The 16996-nt window shown below is 50.5% G+C and carries 21 protein-coding genes; 11 read left to right on the plus strand and 10 right to left on the minus strand.

The features are described from left to right. Positions 1-235: 235 nt before the first annotated feature. On the plus strand, positions 236-1204 hold the full coding sequence (locus tag HP572_RS05385) for a chemotaxis protein (RefSeq protein ID WP_095699050.1): 969 nt from the start codon (positions 236-238) through the stop codon (positions 1202-1204). 114 nt (positions 1205-1318) lie between these two features. Here HP572_RS05385 and yghU read toward each other — a convergent pair whose 3' ends face one another. Both yghU and HP572_RS05395 read right to left on the minus strand, forming a co-directional pair. Further along, positions 1319-2158 carry a glutathione-dependent disulfide-bond oxidoreductase gene (yghU, locus tag HP572_RS05390; RefSeq protein ID WP_226301706.1) on the minus strand — a complete coding sequence of 280 codons (840 nt, stop codon included), beginning with the start codon at positions 2156-2158 and terminating at the stop codon, positions 1319-1321. A gap of 164 nt (positions 2159-2322) precedes the next feature. Next, complete coding sequence (locus HP572_RS05395; RefSeq protein ID WP_240584988.1) at positions 2323-2934, minus strand: NAD(P)-dependent oxidoreductase; 612 nt, start codon at positions 2932-2934, stop codon at positions 2323-2325. A 102-nt stretch (positions 2935-3036) separates the two neighbouring features. On the opposite strand from HP572_RS05395, the gene HP572_RS05400 reads away from it, so the two are divergent. Further along, positions 3037-3477, plus strand: coding sequence for a helix-turn-helix domain-containing protein (locus HP572_RS05400; RefSeq protein WP_240584989.1), 441 nt, complete (start codon positions 3037-3039; stop codon positions 3475-3477). 349 nt (positions 3478-3826) lie between these two features. After that, positions 3827-4129 (plus strand): helix-turn-helix domain-containing protein, encoded by a 303-nt coding sequence (locus tag HP572_RS05405; protein ID WP_240584990.1) that lies wholly within the window; start codon positions 3827-3829, stop codon positions 4127-4129. 45 nt (positions 4130-4174) lie between these two features. Here HP572_RS05405 and HP572_RS05410 read toward each other — a convergent pair whose 3' ends face one another. Beyond that, positions 4175-5170 carry a threonine/serine dehydratase gene (locus tag HP572_RS05410; protein ID WP_240584991.1) on the minus strand — a complete coding sequence of 332 codons (996 nt, stop codon included), beginning with the start codon at positions 5168-5170 and terminating at the stop codon, positions 4175-4177. Between the two features lie 52 nt (positions 5171-5222). On the opposite strand from HP572_RS05410, the gene HP572_RS05415 reads away from it, so the two are divergent. Further along, on the plus strand, positions 5223-5561 hold the full coding sequence (locus HP572_RS05415) for a helix-turn-helix transcriptional regulator (RefSeq protein ID WP_095994191.1): 339 nt from the start codon (positions 5223-5225) through the stop codon (positions 5559-5561). Between the two features lie 15 nt (positions 5562-5576). Here the strand turns inward: HP572_RS05415 and HP572_RS05420 are convergent, their stop codons facing one another. After that, positions 5577-5969 carry a helix-turn-helix domain-containing protein gene (locus HP572_RS05420; protein ID WP_305852619.1) on the minus strand — a complete coding sequence of 131 codons (393 nt, stop codon included), beginning with the start codon at positions 5967-5969 and terminating at the stop codon, positions 5577-5579. An 89-nt stretch (positions 5970-6058) separates the two neighbouring features. Between HP572_RS05420 and HP572_RS05425 the strand changes: the two genes are divergently transcribed. Next, entirely contained in the window at positions 6059-6484 is a 426-nt protein-coding gene (locus HP572_RS05425; RefSeq protein ID WP_240584993.1) for a DoxX family protein, read from the plus strand. 56 nt (positions 6485-6540) lie between these two features. After that, on the plus strand, positions 6541-7176 hold the full coding sequence (locus HP572_RS05430) for an NAD(P)-dependent oxidoreductase (RefSeq protein WP_240584994.1): 636 nt from the start codon (positions 6541-6543) through the stop codon (positions 7174-7176). Positions 7177-7246: 70 nt separating this feature from the next. Here HP572_RS05430 and HP572_RS05435 read toward each other — a convergent pair whose 3' ends face one another. The 3 genes from HP572_RS05435 to HP572_RS05445 all read right to left on the minus strand — a co-directional run bounded on the left by HP572_RS05435 (position 7247) and on the right by HP572_RS05445 (position 10081). Next, positions 7247-7417, minus strand: coding sequence for a hypothetical protein (locus HP572_RS05435; RefSeq protein ID WP_240584995.1), 171 nt, complete (start codon positions 7415-7417; stop codon positions 7247-7249). Positions 7418-7477: 60 nt separating this feature from the next. Further along, positions 7478-8677, minus strand: a complete 1200-nt coding sequence (locus HP572_RS05440) for a multidrug effflux MFS transporter (protein WP_240584996.1) — start codon at positions 8675-8677, stop codon at positions 7478-7480. A gap of 168 nt (positions 8678-8845) precedes the next feature. Then, complete coding sequence (locus HP572_RS05445) at positions 8846-10081, minus strand: MFS transporter (RefSeq protein ID WP_240584997.1); 1236 nt, start codon at positions 10079-10081, stop codon at positions 8846-8848. Positions 10082-10147: 66 nt separating this feature from the next. Here HP572_RS05445 and HP572_RS05450 point away from each other — a divergent pair, with 66 nt between their 5' ends. The 4 genes from HP572_RS05450 (at position 10148) to HP572_RS05465 (ending at position 13606) form a co-directional block, all read left to right on the plus strand. Then, complete coding sequence (locus HP572_RS05450) at positions 10148-10594, plus strand: helix-turn-helix domain-containing protein (RefSeq protein WP_240584998.1); 447 nt, start codon at positions 10148-10150, stop codon at positions 10592-10594. A 212-nt stretch (positions 10595-10806) separates the two neighbouring features. Then, entirely contained in the window at positions 10807-12243 is a 1437-nt protein-coding gene (locus HP572_RS05455; protein WP_240584999.1) for a glycoside hydrolase family 1 protein, read from the plus strand. Between the two features lie 161 nt (positions 12244-12404). Continuing rightward, on the plus strand, positions 12405-12887 hold the full coding sequence (locus HP572_RS05460; RefSeq protein WP_240585000.1) for a cold-shock protein: 483 nt from the start codon (positions 12405-12407) through the stop codon (positions 12885-12887). A gap of 179 nt (positions 12888-13066) precedes the next feature. Then, positions 13067-13606, plus strand: coding sequence for a DUF2058 domain-containing protein (locus HP572_RS05465; RefSeq protein WP_240585001.1), 540 nt, complete (start codon positions 13067-13069; stop codon positions 13604-13606). Positions 13607-13720: 114 nt separating this feature from the next. On the opposite strand, the gene HP572_RS05470 is transcribed toward HP572_RS05465, so the two are convergent. Together HP572_RS05470 and HP572_RS05475 are read right to left on the minus strand one after the other, a co-directional pair. Continuing rightward, a complete protein-coding gene (locus HP572_RS05470; RefSeq protein ID WP_095699060.1) occupies positions 13721-14752 on the minus strand; it encodes a methionine synthase in 1032 nt (343 codons plus the stop codon). A gap of 30 nt (positions 14753-14782) precedes the next feature. After that, positions 14783-15760 (minus strand): DUF1852 domain-containing protein, encoded by a 978-nt coding sequence (locus HP572_RS05475; RefSeq protein WP_240585002.1) that lies wholly within the window; start codon positions 15758-15760, stop codon positions 14783-14785. Between the two features lie 453 nt (positions 15761-16213). On the opposite strand from HP572_RS05475, the gene HP572_RS05480 reads away from it, so the two are divergent. Next, positions 16214-16459 (plus strand): YmjA family protein, encoded by a 246-nt coding sequence (locus tag HP572_RS05480; protein WP_205551123.1) that lies wholly within the window; start codon positions 16214-16216, stop codon positions 16457-16459. A gap of 172 nt (positions 16460-16631) precedes the next feature. On the opposite strand, the gene HP572_RS05485 is transcribed toward HP572_RS05480, so the two are convergent. Continuing rightward, entirely contained in the window at positions 16632-16976 is a 345-nt protein-coding gene (locus HP572_RS05485; protein ID WP_240585003.1) for a gamma-glutamylcyclotransferase family protein, read from the minus strand. Positions 16977-16996: the final 20 nt, after the last annotated feature.

Here is a 16996-nt window from a genome sequence, read left to right on the forward strand (position 1 = left end):
AGCCGACTGTTATACTGAAGAGGGCTGATATCCGTCTACTGGTCCGATGATTAGCATCGTTGGATGATAAGGTTGACACACTTAACAAATATTTACGTTTGACGCTGGATAAGATTAAAGAACACGACTATCACGTACAGTGGAGCGGTCGGATGTTGGTTCCTGTTTGCTCACATCTCGAATGTTGCCTGGTTACGGTATACCTATAATGACAATGACTCGCACTGAGGAAAGCATGGATAATTTTCAAAAAGAAATTGATGAGAGAACAAACCTCACCTCTGCTAATAAATTTGAACTCTTATTATTCCAGCTGGGCAAATCACCCGAAGGTGGCAAATCTGAGCTGTTTGGCATCAACGTGTTTAAACTGCGTGAAATCGTGCCGATGCCTACGCTGACCAAAGCGGCTGGCATGAAATCGCCGATGCTGGGTATGGTCAACATTCGTGGACAAATCATTCCCGTTATCGATCTTCCTGCTGTAGTCGGCAGTTCATCGGAAACTGGCCTGAACATCCTCCTTATCACGGAGTATGCGCGTAGTACGCAGGCATTCGCCGTGGAGTCAGTCGACGATATCGTGCGTCTGGAATGGAGTCAGGTTCTGGCCGCTGAAGCGGGCGTGAGCAGCTCCTATATCACAAGTATTGCGCGTCTTGATAACGACAAAGACAGCAACCGTCTGGCGCTGGTGCTGGATGTTGAACAGATTCTGTTTGATATCATTCCTGGCGATCGCGAAACCAAGCTCAAGAACGCAGAAGAGAAAATTTACCCTTATACGCCAGGTGCGATTGCGATTGTCGCGGAAGATTCCAAAGTCGCTCGTTCGCTGCTTGAGCAGGGGCTAACCCAGATGGGCATTCCGTTTAGTATGCACATCACCGGGCAGGATGCCTGGAACAAGATTCGACAAATTGCGCTAGAAGCACAGTCGGAAGGCCGACCTATCTCGGATAAGATCTCAATGGTCCTGACCGATTTGGAAATGCCGGAAATGGACGGCTTTACGCTGACAAGAAATATCAAGCGTGAAGAATACCTGAAGAATATCCCGGTGGTGATTCACTCTTCACTGTCTGGTAGCGCTAACGAAGATCACGTACGCAATGTTGGCGCAGATGCCTACGTCGCGAAATTCGAGATCAATGAACTGTCGACGGCGATTCAGACGGTACTGAATAAAGTGAAACGCCGCTAATTAGTCAATCGCGCGTATTACCCTACTCGGCCTTTGCCTCCTCCTTGACGGGAGAGGGCAGAGGCCGATTTTTTTAGTCGTTGAATACGGCCAGTATTGATCTGCGGCAGAAGATTAATCCAAATCGGATGCCTGATGGCGCTCGGCGACCTGCTCAGACTCTTCACCCCAGGTGCGATTGACCTTGCGGCCACGGATCACTGCTGGACGGGCGGCAATCTCGTCAGCCCAACGAATCACATGTTCATATTCGTGTACGGACAGGAACTCTCCGGCGGAGTAAAGCGCGTTTTGTACCAGTCCACCGTACCACGGCCAAACCGCAATATCGGCAATCGTATAGCTGTCGCCGGCCAGATAGCGGTTCTCTGCCAGTTGGCGGTTGAGCACATCCAACTGACGCTTGGTTTCCATCGTGAAACGGTTGATCGGGTATTCAAATTTTTCCGGCGCGTAGGCGTAGAAATGGCCGAATCCGCCGCCAACGTAAGGGGCGGAACCCATCTGCCAGAAGAGCCAGTTAAGGGTTTCCGTACGTGTGGCGAGGTCGCTCGGCAGCAGCGCACCAAATTTCTCGGCCAGATACACCAGAATGGAACCGGACTCAAACACGCGAACCGGTTTTTCGCCGCTTTGGTCAAGCAAGGCGGGGATCTTGGAGTTCGGATTGACGTCGACAAACCCGCTGGAGAACTGATCTCCATCGCCTATCTTAATCAGCCAGGCATCGTACTCTGCACCTGAATGGCCCAGCGCCAGCAACTCTTCCAGCATGATCGTCACTTTCACACCGTTTGGTGTCGCCAGCGAATAAAGCTGAAGCGGATGTTTGCCAACGGGCAGCGCTTTTTCGTGCGTTGGGCCAGCTATCGGGCGGTTAATATTGGCAAAAGCACCGCCGGAAGAAGCGGGCTGCCACACTTTTGGCGGCACATACGTTGGGGAGGTAGCCATTCAAAAACTCCTTATGCATGAAAAGAGAGCGAGTTAAGTCAATACCATAACAAACTCACGCGGCTCGCTGATACCGTTCTGTTCTATCTCTACTGCATATTGATATAACGTGAGATCCGCACATTGCTGAGGGAAGAAATCAATGTACGGATCGCCATCAAGGCTTAATAGCCGACGGTAAAGCGCTGACGAGAGTGTGCCGGATTTTCAATTTCATCAACCAGCGCAACGGCATAGTCTTCGAAGGAAATGCTGCTGCCTTTATCGTTACTTAGCAGCGTGTCTTTGCCGAGGCGGAAGGTGCCTGTGCGTTGGCCTGGAACAAATTCGGCGGACGGTGAGAGGAACGACCAATCAAGATCTTTTTCCTGTTTTAACAAGTCAAGGAAGGCTGCGCCTCGAGAGGCCTCAGGACGATAAGCATCAGGGAAGTTTGGCTGATCGATCAGGCGTTGGCCGGGTGCAATTTCAAGGCTCCCCGCGCCGCCGACGACCAGATAGCGTTTCACGCCTGCGGCTTTAACGGCTGCAATCAGGGTAGCCGGATCGGACGAACCAAATTTAACGGCGCTGACCACGACGTCATGTCCTTTGAATAATGCGACCAGCGCATCTTTGTCCAGCGCGTCACCCTGCTTAGCGGTAACGTTCGGCAGTGAAGCAATTTTTTCTGGCGAGCGTGCGATGGCGGTGACCGTATGCCCACGGTCTGATAATTCTTTAAGAATGCGTGAACCGGCATCGCCTGAGGCGCCAATGAGAGCGATATGTGACATGTAGACTCCTTATTATCTTGTTTTGGGACTAAGTAACAAAAATAGACTATAGAGAATCTGGATGGTACATTCCCGGCTTTCTCCCTACAAGAAGTCACCAGTATGCAACCAGGTCACACAACAATGACTAATGACACCCTCAATCATGACGCGGTTAGCCAAAAAACATCGCCAGCGGAAAACGCCGACGATTCCGCGTTTGATCATCCTTGTCCGATCCGTGATGTGTTGGATCGCATCGGTGATCGGTGGAGTCTGTTAATACTGGAAGCGCTGGCGCAACAGACGCTGCGCTTTAATGAATTACACCGCCATATCGACGATATTTCGCGTCAGATGCTGTCACGCACGCTAAAACGACTCGAAGCTGATGGATTCATACATCGGACGATCTATGCGGAAGTTCCCCCGCGCGTGGAGTACACGCTGACGCCATTAGGACACTCCTTTTTGCAACCCATGCAGTTGTTGATTCAGTGGGCCGATAAGAACCATGCCGAAATTTGCCGCTCTCGCCGTCAGGCCAGACTGCGCGATGTCTGAATCGCCATTTGACGCTTAATCAATTGCTCTATCCAATCTACATATCACGGCATTGTGCGACCTTGCTCGCACGAGGCCAGCATGTCATTTCACTTGCATCTTAAATCTGGAATGCCGCTTCGGCTTCTTTAGTTGTGTCGGTGCATGTCGTTTGTTATCACGTCATTATTCACATTATAGCTTTTAACCTATATAGCATTTGAGCTATATTAGAGGTGGCCCAGTGTGGAAAATTGAAACGACGGACGTGTTTGATAACTGGTTCAGCGCTTTTACAATGAGATGATCCCGCTTGCCGATCGGGAATTCACAAAGTATCTGAAAAAATCAGAGAAGAAGGGGTAATGCTATGGGCAGAACGCTGGAACAGCTTCTTGCGGATGAAAAACCAGATGTCGCCGCCGATGCTCACGCTATAGCGGCAGACATGTTACTCAATATTCATCTCGCCGAACTGCGTGAGAGGGTGCAAAAAACGCAAGTGGAAATGGCGCAGGTGCTTGGCTTAAAACAGCCGACGGTGGCGGGAATGGAAAAACCCGGTCGCGATTTGAAACTTTCCACGCTTAAACGCTATGTCGAGGCGACCGGCAGTAAACTACGCCTTGATGTTGAACTGCCGGACGGCTCTCACTACGGTTTCACGCTGTAACACCTCCCGTAGGTTACCCAGCAAAGAGGCGCTTGTTCTACTGGTTTACACTGCTGTCGCCTCATTAAGCAGCGTGAGATAGCGTGAACTCGAAATATTCCTGCCGGTGATGACGCAGACGGTTTTGCGTCCGCCAATCTCCTTCGCGTAGCGAATGGCTCCCGCGACAGCGGGCACCCCTGAAGGCTCGACAACATGGCGATGCAGATCGAGCATTGATAGCATCGCTGCTTTGATTTCGTCTTCTGAGACGGTGAGCACGCGATCGACGCGATCGCGAACCAACGGCCAGGTCATCGCGCTGGGCTCTATATAGCCACTTACGCCCTCGGCGATGGAGGGGGCCAGATCGACGGGAATCGCTTCACCCGCTTCTTTCCAGCGGGCGAACGTCGGGCTCGCTTCACTTTGTATGCCCCACACTTCGATAGCGGGGTTGATTGCTTTGGCCGCTGTCGCAATCCCGGAGATGAGCCCGCCGCCGCCGATGTTCACCAGAATAATCTCTGCATCCAGCCAGTCTTCCATGATTTCAAGACCGACGGTGCCACCGCCAGCAATCATATGCGGGTTGTCGTAGGCAGAAACGAAGGCGGCACCTGACTGCTGCGCCGCTGCGATAGCCGCCAGCCTCGCTTCTTCGATGTCATCAAAGAACGTAATATGTGCGCCACAGCTTTTCATGGCTGCGACCTTCATGGGATCTGCCGCGCGTGGCAAAAAGATGGTTACGGGGATGCCCGCAACCTGCCCGGCATAGGCGAGCCCTAATCCATGATTTCCTGCCGTGGGGGCAATGACGCCAGCGCGGCGCTGTTCTGTATCCAGATTGGCAAGCACGTTTGCCGCACCACGCAGCTTAAAGCTACCGGTCTGCTGGAGATTTTCCATTTTGAGTCGGATTTCCGCACCAACAAGGGCGGATAGCGGTGGCGAATGATCCAGCGGAGTCCTGCTTATTGTCCCCTTGATCTGCTGAGAGGCGGCGTAAATATCCTTCAACGTTACAGAGTCGGTTGCCCTTTGGTGTTTGCTTGTCATAGTATTCTCCACTCAGCTGTATATGTAAATAACTATATAGGTATTTGGCTATATGAACAAGCATGTGACGACAACGGCCGATTTGCTGCGAGCGCTCGGCAATGAGCAACGGCTCATTATTCTGGAATGGCTGGCCGATCCCCGTGCGCACTTCCCGGAACAGCAGGACGGGGATCTGGTTAACGATGGGGTTTGTGTCGGTTTTATCACTGAGAAAATTGGCTTGAGCCAGCCAACCGTCACCGGCCATCTTCAATATCTTTCAAAAGCCGGGATTGTCACATCGAAACGCATCAAAAATTGGGTGTTCTACAAGCTCGTCCCTGAGCGTTTAGATGAGGCGACCGCCGTATTATCTGAACTGGCCAAGACTGCCTCTCGTCAGCAGTAAAGGGCGCTCAAGGTATTACTTTCCCTGCGATTTTGGCCTGGCTGTGCGTCCCCGCGCAGCAGGTTTGACGGGTACCGTTTGGCCGTATTCCATCCACCAGGCAGTTAACGCCTGCATCGTCGGCCCAAGTCCGCGAGCCTTATCCGTAATTTCATACTCGACGCGTGGAGGGACTTCCGCGAAAACGGTGCGAGATACCAGACCGTCCGTTTCCAGCTCACGCAGTTGAGCTGTCAGCATGTGTTGCGTAATGCCGGGTATCGCTTTTCGGAGCTCTCCGAAGCGATAAATCCGTTGATTGAGCAGCCACATAATTTCTAGCTTCCACTTGCCTGCCAGCAGCCTAAATGCCCGGCGCATTTCCTCGTGCATGTTGATTTCAGGATTGCCATTAGTCTTATTTTCCATACTAACCATCACTATTTCATCCTACTTGCGGTAATTCATGTTAGCAGACATTCTGCACCAACATTGGAAAACACCCGTGAGGAAATGTCATGCAAGCACACTACATTTACTGGATCAGTACCGCACTGTTATCACTGCTGTATATCGCCTCAGCGACGATATACCTCACCAAAAGGGAGTGGGTCCGCCAGACGATAATTGACTTTGGTTACCCCGGCTATCTTGTGCCGATCCTCACCGCAGTGAAGATCCTCGCTGTCGCTACCATCCTTTCCCGCAATAGCGTGCCGCTCAGCGATCTGGCCTATGCGGGCATGCTCTTTCATCTGCTTCTTTCGGCTATTGCGCACATTGGCGTACGTAAGCCTGGTGGTGCCTTACCGGCAGGGCTAGGGCTCGTATTGTTGATAGCGTCCTTTGCTACCCAAAATGCCGCGCGTGAGACCCCTTCGCCTTATGGCGATATCGTCACAGAACACCATCTGACAAGTAGCGGGAAGGGGAGTGCGTACTGACCTGAAGCGTCGTTCTTTTTGGCCTTTCACATTTTATCAAGATATAAGGGAGCAACATGAAAGTGACACTGTTTGGTGCGACGGGGAAAACAGGGCGTTATTTGATTTCCGAGGGCCTTAAGCGCGGAATAGAACTGACGGTGTTTGCGCGCACGGGTTCTTTATTTGACGATCCAAACGTCCGTGTTATTCGCGGTGAATTGACCGACAAAGAAGCGCTGAAAAATGCGATTCAGGGCGCAGATGCTGTGTTGTCTGCGCTTGGCCCAACCGCGTTGAAGCACCCCAACGCGTTACCGATTACCCGAGCGATGCAATCCATTATTGCGGTGATGAAACAGGAAAATGTCACCCGCCTGATTGCGATTTCGACTGGAACGGCGGCTGACCCGGACGACGGTTCGGACTGGAGAATTCGGTTTCCTGCATGGTTGATCAAAATAATGATGGCGAGCGCTTATCAGGACATTATTGCTCTCGCAAAAACAATCCGCGCCTCGGAAGTAGAGTGGACGTTGGTTCGCGTCGCCTTTCTTAATAACCATCCCGCCTCGGGCCCCCTTAATGTGGGGCTTTATGGCAAGACCAAGCACACCATGACGTTATCCCGTGAGGCATTAGCCACGTTTATGTTCGATCAATTACTGGATGATCAATTCATAAACAGGGCTCCGGGAATTAGCACGAAATGAAATGCGTCTAGAGTAGTGTGCGCGTGTGATCATAAATCGAGGCCTTGATTCATGATCACTGCTCATAAACTCATGCCGATTTGGCACGATTATCCTCTGGACTAAACCCTCTATCCGGTTTGGGGCGTATCTTGGGATTATTTCTGACATCAGCAGCAGAGGGCAGAGCGACATGCGTCAGCGTTAATCCTGCCAGTGCGCTAATCAGCATCCTTCGGGTGGAATCATGTTCGTCAGTCATGGTCAGGTTCCTTATTAATCCTATGATGGGCACGTTTGATATGCGCTTCGGTAGCAATATCTAGCTGGTTATTTTTTCTCCTCGTGCGGTCAGCGCGATGAGCGCACTGGCGAAGGTAAATAAGGCGATGATCCACGCCATCGTCCACGGTGTTCCATCACTTAGCAGCGCAAGCAATAACGAGGAGATAATCCCACTACCGTATTGTAGCGATCCGATGAGGGCGGACGCTGAACCGGCAATGTTCGGTACCGCATCAAGCGCGGCGGCGGTGGAAGTGGCAGCGATGATGCCGTTCATCGAAAAGAAGACAAACACCGAAACCACAATCAGGGCCATTCCGCCGATATGCAGTTTCGTGCCGATAGCCAGAACGAACGAGGCAGCGGTGGCGATCAGCACAGCAAATTTAAGCAGTTTCTCTAGCGAGTAGTGCTGAACCAGACGACGGTTTACCACGCTCATTCCCATCACGCCGACGATATTCAGCGCAAATAGCCAGCCGTAGTGCTGTGGATCAACCCCGAAGTAGGTGATGTAGACAAAGGCCGAACCGGTAATAAAGGCGTAGGCGGCGACATAATAGAAGGTTAGGCATAAGGTGAAACGCATGAAGTTAGCGTTCGTCAGCAGGGCATAATAGTTGCGAAAGGCGCTGGGCAATGACGCTTTCACCCGCCGATCTTCGGGTAACGTTTCAGGCAACCAGCGTAATGAAATCAGCATGGCGATACCAACCACCGCCAGCAGCCAAAAAATGGCATGCCATGATGTTACTTTGATCAGCTGTCCGCCGAGAAGTGGCCCGGCAATCGGTGCAATGGCCATCACGATAATGAGCGTCGAGAGCATTTGCGCAGCGCGGGTGCGGCTAAAGAGGTCGCGGATCATCGCTCGGGCCAGCATAGGGCCGGTACACGCGCCCAGTGCCTGAAAGACTCGCCAAAAAACGATTTGCGACATATCCGTAGACAAGGCGCAGCCGACAGAACCGATGATAAATAGGACCATACCAATAAACAGCGGCACCCGACGCCCCAGATGATCGCTTAACGGCCCCCAAATCAGCTGCGCGATGCAAAAGCCGATTAGAAAGCCGGTGATAGTCAGCTCGGCATCGCCCTGTAAATCTTTCGCCATGATGGGCATGGCGGGCAAATAAATGTCTGTTGATAACGAGGTGAATGCCATCAGTGCACTGAGAATGGCAATAAAAAATAGTCCTGATGCTTTTTCCGGGCGGGTTTGAACTTGAGTCATATCTATCCATTGGGTCTTATATTCTTCGGACTATCTTATCGGGATTGTGTCTGGTGATAATCGGGCTCGGCAGGATAGGCGTTATGAGTGGCGCTCATGAATCAGTGCTGATTTAAGTGAGGAAGGGGGCGTAAGCCCCGTGAATTTAAAAGGCGTAGGTTTAGATCATTACTGTACGGCACGCTTCCAACGTGGCAGGTAAGCGAATGCGATGGCAACAAGCGCCATACCGCCAGCCAGAAAGAAGGTGAGCTGCATGCCATTCGCGAGGGAAGCGGGGACGGCATGGGTAAAATCTTCCGTGCCGACTCCCAGAGCGAAGACCTGTCCCATGATTGAAGCACCAGCAATTAACCCAATATTGCGCGACAGATTAAGCAGGCCTGAGACGGTACCGCGCTGGTGGCTTGGAACCTCAGCGAGGGTAGCGGTGTTGTTGGCCGCCTGAAAGAGCTGATAGCCGGGCGTCAGGACAACAATGGCAAGGATATAACCCGTGACGCCGAGCAGATTGGGCAAGATCGCCAGCATGAAGGTGCCCGTTACCACGAGAGAGAGCCCAGCGGTGAGAGCCCGTTTAAATCCCCAGCTATCGACCAGTCGTCCTGATGGAATCCCGCTAAAGGTCGCAACGGCAGGGCCAATGGCCATCACCAGTCCCACCAGCGTTTCCTTCAATCCAAGACCCAGACCAAGGTAGTAGGGGCCGACGATTAGCGTCGTCATAATAATGGCGGTGACGGCTGCATTAATCGTGAGATTCGGCCACAGTGTGGTGTTCCGCAACGGCGATCCTCCTGATAGCGCAGCCTTTTCCTTCACCGGCGTGGCTGGCAGTAGAGTAAAAGCCATGAACAGAACGATCGTGACCAGCGGGATCTGTATCCAGAACAGGCTACGCCATCCTGCGATCGCAAGCAGGAAGCCGCCGACAGAAGGGCCAAGCGCGGTACCCAGTGCGGACACCGTTCCCAGTATCCCCATCGCTCGTCCGACATGCTTCTCTCCAGCCGTCTGCCTCAGCAGTGCCATACCGAGTGTCATCAGGAAGGCCGCACCGATCCCCTGAAGTGCTCTTGCCGCGATAAGTTGCCACTGCTGGGGAGCAATGGCGCACAGCAGCGAAGCGAGGGCGAAAAGCACAAGACCTGCAATGAAAACGGGCTTCAGCCCATAGCGATCGCCAAGGCGACCCGCAATCACGACCGAAAGCGCCATGGCCGCAAGATAGGCGATCACAACGGCCTGCACCTGCGCGAAGGGCGCTGAAAATACCGCTGTCAGCGTCGGAAGGGCAATATTGGCAATACTTGTTCCCAGCGAGGCCGACAGTATTGCGAGTGCCAGTGTGATGGTGCCCCCCGATTTAACCTGCTCTGGTTCGCCCGGTTGGTTAATTGTCATTTTTTATCCTTGTCAGAATGTGGGTTCCAGAGCATGCTACAAATTAAAGTCGACTTGAGGTCAAGCATGAAATTTCTGGATATAGGCGAAATCGCGGAGAAGAGTGGAATCAAGCCTTCGGCGCTGCGTTATTACGAGGAAATTGGGCTGATTGCTTCGGTGTCCCGACATGGGCTTCGGCGGCAGTTTCCTGCCGATGTGCTGCTGCAACTTAGGTTGATTACGATGGGGAAGTCGGCGGGGTTCTCACTGCAGGAAATCGCCGGCATGTTTAACAAGGATGGGATGCCGGACTTGCCCCGCACCGCGTTGCATCAGAAGGCCGACGAAATCGATCGGCAAATCCATGAGTTGAAGATATTGCGCGACACGCTGCGGCACGTTGCCGACTGTTCTGCGCCATCGCATATGGAGTGTCCGACGTTCAGGAAGCTCGTTGAGATCACGCACCGAAGACGGGATAAAACGAGCAAGCCAGCCATTCGAAAGGCTCCCCAGAAGACGAAAAAATAACGTGTAATCCGCTGGCCGTGGCGGATTTTCTTATGCGAACAGACCCGCGCGCACCGGATATGCAACCGGTTTCTTATTTCTGTTCATGCCCTCGTTTTTCCTCTAGAATTTCTGCCATTCGGGCCGCGCTGAATCAAGTCAACGTCAGGCAGACCCTCGACATTAAATAATCATCATCGATAAATAATCAGCATTGATAAAGGATAAGTGCCATGAGCGAAAGATTTCCGCACGGCTTTATGTGGGGTGGGGCTACCGCCGCGAATCAGGTCGAAGGGGCCTACAATATCGACGGTAAAGGGCTGTCGATTGTTGACGCCATTCCCGGCGGCAAAGCGCGTTTAAACATCGTGGCTTCCGACGCGTTTGACTTCACGCTGGATGAGCAGCGCTACACCTATCCTAACCATAAAGGCATCGATCACTATCATCGCTTCCGTGAGGATATTGCGCTGTTTGCTGAGATGGGCTTCAAATGCTATCGCTTCTCCATTGCCTGGACGCGCATCTACCCGAATGGCATTGAGCTGGAGCCCAACGAAGCGGGGCTGAGTCATTACGAACAGGTGATTGATACCTGTATCGCCCACGGCATTGAGCCCGTGATTACGATCTCTCACTATGAGATGCCGCTGCATCTTGCCACTGTTTTTGGCGGCTGGAAAAACCGTGAGTTAATCGGCCACTTCGAACGTTTTTCTCGTACGGTGCTGGAGCGCTTCGGTCATAAAGTGAAGTACTGGATGACCTTTAACGAGATCAACGGCGCTGCCCACTTCCCGATCATGAGTCAGGGGCTGACGGTGCAAACTGGCGCGCTGGAGCCACAGGCGAAATTTCAGGCGTGGCATAACCAGTTTGTTGCCAGCAGTCTGGCAGTGAAAATTGCGCATGAGACCAATCCGCAGATCCAGATCGGTTGCATGATCTTGTTTGCCACGAATTACGCCTATGACTGTAACCCTATCAATCAGTTGGCGGCGCTGAAAGAGACTCAGTCATTTAACTTCTATTGTGCGGACGTGCAGGCGGGCGGGAAATATCCCTACTACGCGAAAAGCCTGTGGCAGTCGCTGGGCGTCACGCTGGATATTCAGCCGGGAGATCTGGCGCTGATTAAACAGCACACCGTCGACTATATCGGCTTCAGTTATTACATGTCTTCCACCACCTACAAAACTGATCCAGATGCGGCGGCGGCCCACGGCAACCTGCTGGGCGGGGCGCGTAATCCGTTCCTGGAAGCCAGTGAGTGGGGCTGGGAAATTGATCCGGTGGGGCTGCGCATTGCGCTCAACCAACTGTATGACCGCTACGAAAAACCGCTGTTTATCGTCGAAAACGGTTTGGGTGCGGTGGATAAGCCGGATGAAGATCGCTACATCGCCGATGACTATCGCATCAACTATCTGCGTCAGCACATCGAAGCAATGGCCGACGCGATTGCCGACGGCGTTGAGCTGATGGGATATACCCCGTGGGGCTGCATCGATCTGGTCAGCATGTCTACCGGTGAGATGAGCAAACGCTACGGCTTTATCTACGTTGAGCTGGATGACACGATTTCCGGCAGCGGCAACCGCTATAAGAAGAAATCGTTCCATTGGTATCAGAAAGTGATTGCCACTAACGGTGGTGATATCAGTTAAGTGGATCTTTCCCGATGCTGGGGGTATGGGCATCGGGAATGTTTTTTCGCAGACCAGAAATTTATCGTCCAGACTTAACCCAAAGACGTAGTCTGCGCAGGCATTGTGCTTTACACTGCGCGCTGCAAAAACTGAGTAGATAAACGATTAAGTAGGCGACAATGGCGATGAACGGAACGATCACAACCTGGTTTAAAGATAAAGGTTTTGGGTTTATCAAAGATGAAAACGGCGATAACCGTTATTTTCATGTGATTAAGGTCGCCAATCCTGATCTGATTAAGAAAGATGCGGAGGTCACTTTCGAACCCACCACGAATAACAAGGGGTTGTCAGCTTATGCTGTGAAAGTGGTGCCGGAAAGTAAATACATCTATATCGCGGGTGAGCGCCTTAAGCTCACGTCGATCAAGTCTTATCTGGTTTACAGCGAAGAAGTGCCCGCCGACACCGGTATTGATAAAGAAAATGTGGTGCTGTCTGTGGGGATACTGATGAATAGTATCAGGCCTAAATCAACCGCGAAGCCGGGTGAAATGCGCTCGCTGAAAAAACTGGCGATCACCACCTTCCAGGGAACGACGTTAATCTTCTCGGAAGATGAGATAGACATCGATGCCACGGTGAAAATGCTCAACGTCTGAAATCATTCGGACTGACCCTGTGCCGAAATCTCTGCGCCACTCACCAGCAGAATTTCGGCATTGTTTCCGCTAGCTCCCTCCAAACTCACGCCACACAGCGATCGGACCCTGCAACCTGGTGCACCCTCAAAAATTACAGGTATAATCCCACATATTATTTAACGGGTTTAGGAACGAAGATGACAAAGCTCACCTTACAAGAGCAGATGCTAAAAGCGGGATTAGTGACCAGTAAAAAAATGGCCAAAGTCCAAAGAACGGCGAAAAAATCACGCGTTCAGGCTCGTGAAGCAAGAGAGGCTGTGGAAGAAAATAAAAAAGCACAGCTTGAGCGTGATAAGCAGCTAAGCGAACAACAAAAACAAGCTGTTTTATCTAAAGAGTATAAAGCGCAGGTGAAGCAGCTCATTGAAATGAACAGAATCAATATTTCAAAAGGCGATATTGGTTTTAACTTCACAGATAATAATTTAATTAAAAAAATAACTGTGGATAAGCTGACGCAGGCTCAGCTGATTAGCGGCCGTCTCGCTATTGCTCGTTTGGTGGTTGATGGCAGCAGCGAGAGTGAATACGCGATTATTCCCGCGATCGTAGCCGATAAAATTGCACAGCGAGATGCGAGCAGTATTGTATTAAATAGTGCGCTGAGTCAGGAAGAGCAAGACGAAGACGATCCGTATGCTGATTTTAAAGTGCCTGATGATTTAATGTGGTAATTAACGCTTTGCCGATGCGTATATAGATGAAAAGCCCTTACGGGCTTTTCATTAAGGCCATGTATCACTCAACTCGGACTGAGCTCGCTTCAAGTGATTGACTACTTGGCGACGTTATTTACCCAAGAGTTCTCTGCGGACGATTTCTGCACCTGCACTTAACGCATTGAGTTTGCCTCTTGCGACGCGACGAGATAAAGGAGTCATGCCACAGTTGGTGGACGGATAGAGCTTGTCGGCATCCACAAACTGAAGTGCTTTTCGTAACGTATCGGCGACTTCCTCGGGTGTCTCAATGGTATTGGTTGCCACGTCAATGGCACCTACCATCACTTTTTTACCGCGAATGAGTTCAATAAGATCCATTGGAACACGAGAGTTCTGACATTCCAGTGAAATGATATCGATAGCCGACTTTTGCAGCTTAGGGAAAATTTCTTCATATTGCCGCCACTCGGATCCCAACGTCTTTTTCCAATCGGTATTGGCTTTGATGCCATAGCCATAGCAAATATGTACCGCAGTTTCACATTTAAGCCCTTCAACGGCTCGTTCTAAAGCGGCAATTCCCCAATCATTCACCTCATCAAAAAAGACATTAAAGGCGGGCTCATCAAATTGGATAATGTCGACACCCGCAGCCTCTAATTCTTTGGCTTCTTGATTAAGAATTTTGGCGAATTCCCAGGCGAGTTTTTCGCGACTTTTATAGTGGCTATCATAGAGCGTGTCGATCATCGTCATGGGACCAGGCAGGGCCCATTTAATGGGTTTTGTGGTTTGCTGACGTAAAAATTTGGCGTCTTCAACAAAAACGGGCTTCTGGCGAACCACCGCACCAATGACTGTCGGTACACTCGCGTCATAGCGATTACGAATTTTAACGATCTCACGTTTCTCGAAATCAACACCGCTGAGGTGCTCAATAAACGTTGTGACAAAATGTTGGCGCGTTTGCTCGCCGTCGCTGACAATATCAATCCCTGCCTGTAGTTGATCTGCCAGGCTCAAACGTAGCGCATCTTGTTTGCCCTCAATCAGTTCCTCGCCTTGCAATTTCCAAGGGGACCAAAGGGTCTCAGGCTGTGCCAGCCAAGAAGGTTTCGGTAAGCTGCCTGCAGTGGAAGTGGGTAACAATATTTTCATAATAATCGATGACCTTGTGTGTTTGGTTAATCAAAGAACGTAATTAGCAGACCATTGCTCAAGAATAGCTTGGTATGGTTTGATGAAGTTTTTCTCAGTAAACTTTCCCTGCTCGATAGCCAACAGGCTACGTTCTTCTCTATCGTAAACAATTTGAGTGAATGAATGATCCTGATGATTCAGGCTTGGCTGATAGCACTGGCCTGCTGCAGAGTTCGCATTGTAAATTTCAGGTCGGTAAATCTTTTGAAAAGTCTCCATCGTGGCGATGGTACTGATCAGCTCAAGATTCGTGTAATCACTCAGTAAGTCACCAGAAAAATAGAAAGCTAAAGGCGCGACACTATTTGGCGGCATAAAATAGCGAGCCTGCAATCCCATTTTATGGAAGTATTGATCGGTCAATGAATATTCATCTTGCTGGTATTCGACGCCTAACACAGGATGCTGATTTCCAGTCCGATGATAGGTGTTTTTACTTGAAACACTCAGGCATATAACCGGCGCTTTACTAAAATTTTCTTTGTAAGAATCTGAGTTTACAAAGCATTTAAATAGGTTGCCATGCAAGACGCCAAAGCTATCGGGGGTGCTAAATCCGGGGTGATTCTTATTATGATCTGACAGCAAGACGCTAAAATCATAATCTCGCACGTAGGAGGAGAAATTATTTCCTACAATGCCTTCAATGCGCTCGTTGGTTTTTTTATCAACAATATTGGTTTTCAGTATTTCAATGACTGGGAAGCTGTCGCCATTGCCTTCTATATCAACCTCAACGGAAATGATATCAAGTTCGACAGAATAGCGATCCCCTTTGGGGTTATCCCAACTCGCCAGAGAATTGAAACGATTGTCAATCATCGTTAAGGCGTTGCGCAAGTTCTCCTGGCGGTTTTTTCCTCTCGCCAGGTTCGCAAAGTTGGTCGTGATACGCGTGTTTTCGGAGGGGTTATAATTTTCATCGAAACACGTGTTCTTAATCGTAAAGGTAAAATTCTTATTCATCGCGATCTAGCATCCTAATTCTTGATATAAAACCTGAATTTATTGCTTGTTTTTCCAAGGTTTTCAGGTCTTATAAATTTTGCAGGTTTCATCTTGTCTATAGTAGTGCACAATTTATGCCAGAGTCATTGCGTGAGTAAAAGTGATTTAATTTCAATAGACATGAGCCATCTTCATGACTTGATGTATGGTCTGGATCGGTAACGTTGCCGTGGTCTTTGTTATGCGGAATTTACACTTGTAATTCATTGGGTTAGAGTCGAGTGGCTGCATAATCTCATGGTAAGGCTAAAACGGAAACGCTCACACTGCCTTTCGCTCTTAAGAGGCTACACTGTCCTCGTTTAGTGCCTTGTCCCACACGGATGACAGAAAACGACATAAGAATGGTATTATTCAGGCCAGATGATGCAAGCATCAACGGACATAGACCTTAACCCTTGGGGACGACTCATGAACAATGAAATACCGCTTAAATTTTATGACATCACGGATGAGTATTCGACCGAATCTGACAAGCCGGTGAGCGAGTCAGAACGTGACGCTCTGGCGCGCTATTTCCAACTGCTGATCACCCGCTTAATGAATAACGAAGAGATCAGTGAAGAGGCGCAGAAAGAGATGGCCAGTGAAGCCGGTATCGACGAGTTTCGTATTGATGAGATCGCGACGTTCCTGAATCAATGGGGCAATGAATAACGCTTGTTGAGGTCATGGTGAAAGGATGCAAAGCGAGTGTGGTTGTGTCCGCTTCCCATCTTGGCCGGTCGTCATAAGATGCTAAAAACAGAAATCCCGGCTCGGTTTCCTGAAGCGGGATTTTTAAATGTGGTCTCTGCTGGGGCAGGTTAGGGCAGGGAACGTCGTTTATCTATCCCGCATACTGGCATGTCTGTGGCTGTAACTGATAAATCCATGCCGTAACCTGCTGGTCTTCCGCTGTCGTAACCACAACCTCAACGCGATCGTAGCCGTCTTCAAACTCATCCAGCATTGGCCAGTGTGCCTCAAGATTAGCGGACAAAAACAGGTAACCGTTGACGCGCGGCCCGTAATCATCCAGCACGATCCCCGGAAAATCTGCGGCAGCGCCCCAGCCACGCTCATAAAACGTGCCTGTCACGTAACCCGGCAGCCAGTCTCCCCCGATGTTTTCCAGAATGTAGGCATTTTCATGACCGGGACGCAGCGTCCCGTAGACAAACAAGCGTTCCATTTTCCCTCGTCAATCAAAAC

This window comes from Pectobacterium sp. PL64 (assembly GCF_022477975.1).
Lineage (GTDB): Bacteria > Pseudomonadota > Gammaproteobacteria > Enterobacterales > Enterobacteriaceae > Pectobacterium > Pectobacterium jejuense.

Coding starts and splice junctions, on each gene's coding strand:
- HP572_RS05405 (WP_240584990.1), top strand. CDS start 3,827: ATGGGCAGAACGCTGGAACAGCTTCTTGCGGATGAAAAACCAGATGTC.
- HP572_RS05475 (WP_240585002.1), bottom strand. CDS start 15,760: ATGAATAAGAATTTTACCTTTACGATTAAGAACACGTGTTTCGATGAA.
- HP572_RS05470 (WP_095699060.1), bottom strand. CDS start 14,752: ATGAAAATATTGTTACCCACTTCCACTGCAGGCAGCTTACCGAAACCT.
- HP572_RS05425 (WP_240584993.1), top strand. CDS start 6,059: ATGCAAGCACACTACATTTACTGGATCAGTACCGCACTGTTATCACTG.
- HP572_RS05440 (WP_240584996.1), bottom strand. CDS start 8,677: ATGACTCAAGTTCAAACCCGCCCGGAAAAAGCATCAGGACTATTTTTT.
- HP572_RS05445 (WP_240584997.1), bottom strand. CDS start 10,081: ATGACAATTAACCAACCGGGCGAACCAGAGCAGGTTAAATCGGGGGGC.
- HP572_RS05450 (WP_240584998.1), top strand. CDS start 10,148: ATGAAATTTCTGGATATAGGCGAAATCGCGGAGAAGAGTGGAATCAAG.
- HP572_RS05465 (WP_240585001.1), top strand. CDS start 13,067: ATGACAAAGCTCACCTTACAAGAGCAGATGCTAAAAGCGGGATTAGTG.
- HP572_RS05460 (WP_240585000.1), top strand. CDS start 12,405: ATGGCGATGAACGGAACGATCACAACCTGGTTTAAAGATAAAGGTTTT.
- HP572_RS05410 (WP_240584991.1), bottom strand. CDS start 5,170: ATGACAAGCAAACACCAAAGGGCAACCGACTCTGTAACGTTGAAGGAT.
- yghU (WP_226301706.1), bottom strand. CDS start 2,158: ATGGCTACCTCCCCAACGTATGTGCCGCCAAAAGTGTGGCAGCCCGCT.
- HP572_RS05485 (WP_240585003.1), bottom strand. CDS start 16,976: ATGGAACGCTTGTTTGTCTACGGGACGCTGCGTCCCGGTCATGAAAAT.
- HP572_RS05455 (WP_240584999.1), top strand. CDS start 10,807: ATGAGCGAAAGATTTCCGCACGGCTTTATGTGGGGTGGGGCTACCGCC.
- HP572_RS05400 (WP_240584989.1), top strand. CDS start 3,037: ATGCAACCAGGTCACACAACAATGACTAATGACACCCTCAATCATGAC.
- HP572_RS05420 (WP_305852619.1), bottom strand. CDS start 5,969: ATGGAAAATAAGACTAATGGCAATCCTGAAATCAACATGCACGAGGAA.
- HP572_RS05435 (WP_240584995.1), bottom strand. CDS start 7,417: ATGACTGACGAACATGATTCCACCCGAAGGATGCTGATTAGCGCACTG.
- HP572_RS05480 (WP_205551123.1), top strand. CDS start 16,214: ATGAACAATGAAATACCGCTTAAATTTTATGACATCACGGATGAGTAT.
- HP572_RS05415 (WP_095994191.1), top strand. CDS start 5,223: ATGAACAAGCATGTGACGACAACGGCCGATTTGCTGCGAGCGCTCGGC.
- HP572_RS05395 (WP_240584988.1), bottom strand. CDS start 2,934: ATGTCACATATCGCTCTCATTGGCGCCTCAGGCGATGCCGGTTCACGC.
- HP572_RS05385 (WP_095699050.1), top strand. CDS start 236: ATGGATAATTTTCAAAAAGAAATTGATGAGAGAACAAACCTCACCTCT.
- HP572_RS05430 (WP_240584994.1), top strand. CDS start 6,541: ATGAAAGTGACACTGTTTGGTGCGACGGGGAAAACAGGGCGTTATTTG.